Origin of the sequence: Apibacter sp. (assembly GCF_025291155.1) — a bacterium.
Lineage (GTDB): Bacteria > Bacteroidota > Bacteroidia > Flavobacteriales > Weeksellaceae > Apibacter.
Window position 1 is genome coordinate 1 of the sequence record NZ_JAMBJZ010000113.1, and the last position, 5,152, is coordinate 5,152.

Annotated in this window: 7 protein-coding genes; 1 reads left to right on the forward strand and 6 read right to left on the reverse strand. The window is 27.4% G+C overall.

All coding sequences use genetic code 11. The features are described 5' to 3' along the window. From M3Z80_RS09010 to M3Z80_RS09020, 3 genes are all read right to left on the reverse strand, one after another. Positions 1-248: glycosyltransferase family 2 protein (locus tag M3Z80_RS09010; protein ID WP_293919282.1), on the reverse strand; the 248-nt coding region annotated here is incomplete at its 3' end. 16 nt (positions 249-264) lie between these two features. Beyond that, entirely contained in the window at positions 265-1,059 is a 795-nt protein-coding gene (locus M3Z80_RS09015) for a glycosyltransferase family 32 protein (protein ID WP_293919283.1), read from the reverse strand. Between the two features lie 126 nt (positions 1,060-1,185). Beyond that, a complete protein-coding gene (locus tag M3Z80_RS09020) occupies positions 1,186-1,965 on the reverse strand; it encodes a hypothetical protein (protein WP_293919284.1) in 780 nt (259 codons plus the stop codon). Positions 1,966-2,043: 78 nt separating this feature from the next. Here M3Z80_RS09020 and M3Z80_RS09025 point away from each other — a divergent pair, with 78 nt between their 5' ends. After that, the gene (locus M3Z80_RS09025) at positions 2,044-2,406 is read left to right on the forward strand and encodes a YraN family protein (protein ID WP_293919285.1); all 363 of its coding nucleotides are present in this window, start codon (positions 2,044-2,046) and stop codon (positions 2,404-2,406) included. On the opposite strand, the gene M3Z80_RS09030 is transcribed toward M3Z80_RS09025, so the two are convergent. The 3 genes from M3Z80_RS09030 to M3Z80_RS09040 all read right to left on the reverse strand — a co-directional run. Continuing rightward, the gene (locus M3Z80_RS09030) at positions 2,401-3,096 is read right to left on the reverse strand and encodes a tRNA1(Val) (adenine(37)-N6)-methyltransferase (protein ID WP_293919286.1); all 696 of its coding nucleotides are present in this window, start codon (positions 3,094-3,096) and stop codon (positions 2,401-2,403) included. The two genes, M3Z80_RS09025 and M3Z80_RS09030, sit on opposite strands and share 6 nt — an antisense overlap. Further along, positions 3,089-4,477 (reverse strand): sensor histidine kinase, encoded by a 1,389-nt coding sequence (locus M3Z80_RS09035; protein WP_293919287.1) that lies wholly within the window; start codon positions 4,475-4,477, stop codon positions 3,089-3,091. The genes M3Z80_RS09030 and M3Z80_RS09035 overlap by 8 nt, the downstream gene beginning before the upstream one ends. A 77-nt stretch (positions 4,478-4,554) precedes the next feature. Then, on the reverse strand, positions 4,555-5,152 hold a 598-nt coding region (locus tag M3Z80_RS09040), incomplete at its 5' end, for a hypothetical protein (RefSeq protein ID WP_293919288.1).

A 5,152-nucleotide genomic window follows, 5' to 3' on the forward strand; every position in this document is an offset into this window, starting at 1 on the left:
TCTCTGGCATTTTCTATGCCCATATTTCTTGCAGATGACAGCTCCCCATTAAATTTATTAAAGATTTTTATTCTAGAGTCTTTTTTAGCGTATTTGTTTAAAATAATATGTGAATTATTTTTTGAACCATAATTTATGCAGCGTATTTCAATATCATTGAGAGTTTGGTTAACAAGACTATCCAAACATTTTCTTAAATATTTTTTTGTATTATAGGCAGGCACAACAATAGTTAGTTTATGTTGCAAAATTAAATATTCCTATTTAGATAATGATAAATGCATATTTTTTTTTCATAAATGAAAACGAAAATAATATTCTATTGGGTATCGTTTCTTGCTTTAATTTAACAAATACAACTTTCTTATTTACCTTAAATTTAATTTTATAAGGTCGTTTTAACTCTGCATGGATAATTTCATCGTTACTGTCATCTTTCCAAGAAGCATAAAATTCATGAACACAATAATTATCATAGCCTTCAATTTTTTCGCAAAAATAATGGGAAGGAAAAATGACTTCTTTTGACGAAATATTTAAAGTATCAAATTTATTATATGGTTCGGCTACTAATTTTTTATTTTTTAATATAGTGGTTATTCTTTTAACATTAGTTGTTACATCTGGCTTCCCTTTTATAATAAACTTATCATTTTTATATGAATCTAAAATTTCTTTAATAAAAAGATTATTTTTAGCAGCTCCTAAAGTTGCCGTAGAAATAGGATGGATTATTTCTCTCCAGTTTTCGTAACATGAAAAAAAATCTAAATTGAGAAGAGGATCAAAAGATTTAGATAGAGTTATATCTGTATCTAAATAAATTCCACCTTCATTATATAAAGCGTAAACCCTAAAAAAGTCAGCAACAAATGCAAATTTCTTAGCCTGATATGCTTCTTTGACGTATTGATTGTTTATTAAGTTAAGATGACTATCGTTCCACTCTACAAACTTATAATCAGCAAGTTTTTTTTTCCAATCTTGGATATTATTTAAAACTTTTATTGGCATAGGATTATTACCGAACCAACAATAATGTATTATTTTAGGAATCATAATTAATAAAAATTTCCGTCATTTTAGTGTTAGTTGTTACATTTTAACTAATGTATTAGGAATAGCTTTTTGATTGGATATAACTATATTATAAGATTTCTAATTTCAAAAATAATTAAAATAAAATTATTTAGCCAGTATATATTTTATCGTGATCACTTCATTGTTATTTATTATAACTTTTTTAGGATATTTAGGGTGTAAGTCTTTATCATACTCATATTTGTAAGTTGCCCTATTTTTGCCGATGATACAATTATTAACTAAATTGTTAGAAAAAGGTAAGTTTCCTTCTAGCGCTACAAATAACCATTTTGGCGTTTTTGTATTGCTCATTATACCTGTTAAATTATTATAATCATAATGCTCTTTATTAGATTCAATTAAATTACCTTTTTTGTCATACTTAAAAATATTGGTTTTTATTTCCCTTGGATCTTCACTTTTAATCAGTTTACCGCCTGAAACTGATAAAGTTCTTGTGTAAGGTTCAATTTCAGGATAATTCGGCGGATGAATTGTCTTAAAGGTCCTATGTTCCAGTATGATATTCGATTTCTTATACTCATAGGTATATAGCTGTGTGCCTTTAGCATTTTCAATAGAATAGGTGTTTACATTTCCATTACTTTCATTATAAGTGATACTTTGAGTACTTATTATAGAATCTGAAATCGAAGATTCTACATATATTAATCTATTTAAATTATCGAAATGAAGGGTTGTGGTAGTGGTTATTTTAGCACCGGTATTTCTATCTGTTGTCGTTTGAATATATTCTGAAGGTAATAAGCCTTTGTAGATATCAAATCCTTGATTCGGATAAGGTTCAAAATTTTCATCTCCACAGGAGAAAAAAATGAAGAAACAGAAAAAACTAAAAATTAATAAAGCCGTATTCTTCATACCTATTTTTTTTCAAATATAATATATTTGTATTTTATATAAATATAATTTTATATAATATAATAAAAAAAATATAAGGTGGCTTATCATAATGATTTTGGAAGAGAAGCAGAAAGAAAAGCATCTCATTATCTGTTAGAGATAGGATACGAGATAATGGAAAGAAATTGGAGATTTGGAAAAGCGGAAATAGATATTATTGCTAAAGATAATGCGGAAATTGTTATGGTTGAAGTTAAAGCTAGGAATTACACAAGAATTATGGATCCTAAAGATGCTGTAAATCTCCAGAAAAGAAAACTTTTAATTAAAGCTGCCAACGAATATGTTCAAACTAACAATCTCGATTTTGAAGTACGATTTGATATTATTTCTCTGCTAAAAAAAGAACACATTTGGATGATAGAGCATACAAAGCACGCTTTTACGATTTTGTTATAAATAAAAATCTTTAGTCAAATTTTTATATTCTTCTGACCAAATGCGTGGTTTTTCTTCTATAACGAATTTTTTTAGAGTAATTTTTTTATTATTTCTGCAAAGTTCAACAAAAACCCTTTTAATCTTGCCATTTTTTATGCCCATTATATATATTATTTTTTCGGGAAATAGATTATAGCGTTTAGTAAGTTCTATAACTTCCTGCTCGTTTTCAATCGGGAAAATGTATCCAATCTTTCCTTTTTCGGATAATAATAATGCGGACATTCTAATTAAATCTTCATAATTCAGTTTTATTTGATGCCTGGCTATCGGATGTATTTGATGTAATTTTTTAGATATTTTAAAATACGGAGGGTTACATATTATATAATCGAACTTTTTATCTGTGTTTAAACTTATTAAATCAGCATGTATACAAGTTATATTATTTGAAAAAGGGGAATTTTTGAAATTTTTCAAAGCAAGTAAATATGCGTTTTTTTCAGAATCAATAGCAGTAATTTGAGAATAGGGATTCCTTTGAGCACACATTAATGAAAGGATTCCTGTACCTGTGCCAATATCAAGAATTGCAGCAGCTTCGTTAAGATTTGCTAAACATCCTAATAATACGCTGTCTGTACCCACCTTAAAAACGCTATTGTCTTGAAGTATATGAAATTTTTTAAATTTAAAAATATTATCCATTTTTTGGAATTTCAAATTTGAAAATGGTTCCTTCTCCCTCTTCAGAAATGAAGGTAATGGAACCATTGTATTCCTCTATAAGCTTTTTTATTATAGCTAAACCCAATCCGCTACCCTTTGTTTTCGTAGAAAAATGAGGGGTGAAAATTTTTGTTTGAATTTCTTTAGGGATTCCACTTCCATTATCAATAACAGAAAAATATACCATTCGTGAATCTTGTCTTATTTTTACTATAATATTGGGCGTTCTTCCTTCAGGAATGGATTGAAATGCATTTTTTATTAAATTAGTCAGTATACGGTTCAATAAATTAGGGTCAATATTTAATATGACAACATCTTCAAGTATATCCAGCAAAATTTGTTGCGAAGGAAATATTTCCAAAGAAACTTTTACTACTTGTATAATATTTAAATTTTCATCTTTTTTTACGGGCATTTTAGCAAAGTTGGAAAAGGCTCCGGCTATCGATGAAATAGTGTCAATTTGCTGTATAAGAGAGCGAGTTAATGAATCCAGCTTTTCATGAATTTGAGGGTCATTGGGGTTGAACCTCATTTGAAAGCTTTGAATTTCTAGCCGCATAGGGGTAAGCGGGTTTTTAATTTCATGGGCAACCTGTTTTGCCATTTCTTTCCAAGCGTTGTCCTTTTCTTTTTTTACAAGTGCATCCGTTTGTTCCCTAAATTTACTAAGCATGATGTTGTAGGCTTTAACCAAAGGACTTATTTCATCAATATAATTGTATAAAATTGGTCTATTATGAGTAAGAGCACCGGTATCCCTTAGGCGGTAAGCAATATCTTTAATTTTTCGAGTTAAGGATAATGAAAAGAACCAAGAAAAAATTCCACTAACAATTAATACGATAAGCATAATTATTAAATATCTATATAATAAGGAATAAAAATCTTTTCTTAGAAATGCCTCATCATGTAAGAAAGGAAAATTTATGATCGTAATAGGTTGATAATCATTGTTGTATATATATCTATAGACAGAGGTATAAGTATCTTCAGAATTAGGAAACTTATTGTTAACTTCTATACGATCATTGTTAACATTTAAATTTTTTAAAATTTCTTTTGGAACAAATTCGGTTTTAGGGTTTGGTAGTTTGTTTCCTATGATATATTTTCCATCTAGAGAATAAAAGTTTATATCAATATTGTTTATATCCGAAATCTCATAAATTTTATTTCCTATTTTAGATTTTATTTCATCCGGTTTTGTATTGTGGCTTGAGATAAGATAATCGAAAGTTTCAATTATTAATTGTTCTTTCCTTCCTAGTCTTTTATTATTATATTCTTCAGCAATTCTTATATATTGATAAAATGTAATCAGCCCCATTGCAAATATGGTGCTGACTTCTACCATGATCATCACTAAAAAAATTCGGAGAGATAATGGGATTTTCTTATACATATATACACATAAAAACAGCTTGAATTGTTTTATCCTTCAGGCAAGGCACGCCATTTTATAATTATTTTACATACAAATGGTAAAATGACGATTACAAATATAAGATTAATCCAGAAAAAAATTGAGTCATGGATAAAAAAGTATTTTTGTGCTTTATCCATAAATGTATTATTTTTTACATTACAGTTTCCAAATATAAAATAACAAAACATAGACAAATAAGGGATCATCCATATTATTAAATTTATCATAAGAGATGATTTGCTCTTTGATTGTTTATTAATAAGCATAATTGCCATATAAATACACATAACTATAAATATAAGTGTCCAGTAAATGTAATAAGTAAAGAATTCTAAATCCTTAAAATTCGAAAACAAGGTAATGATACCACCAATGAATGACAGCAAGCCGTAAATTACAAAAGATATTAACCAAGCTTTTCCACTAGTTACTCGAAAAGAGAATATAGCTAATGATAAAGATAGTGCGATATACAGTAGAAATAAAAAAATATTTGATTCATTATCTTTATAAGCATAATATATTATTTTATAATTACTTATTAGTTTATCGAATTCTACATAATACTTCATTTTATCATAATTTTTAATGAATTCACTTTTT

Coding starts and splice junctions, on each gene's coding strand:
- M3Z80_RS09015 (WP_293919283.1), bottom strand. CDS start 1,059: ATGATTCCTAAAATAATACATTATTGTTGGTTCGGTAATAATCCTATG.
- M3Z80_RS09020 (WP_293919284.1), bottom strand. CDS start 1,965: ATGAAGAATACGGCTTTATTAATTTTTAGTTTTTTCTGTTTCTTCATT.
- M3Z80_RS09030 (WP_293919286.1), bottom strand. CDS start 3,096: ATGGATAATATTTTTAAATTTAAAAAATTTCATATACTTCAAGACAAT.
- M3Z80_RS09035 (WP_293919287.1), bottom strand. CDS start 4,477: ATGGTAGAAGTCAGCACCATATTTGCAATGGGGCTGATTACATTTTAT.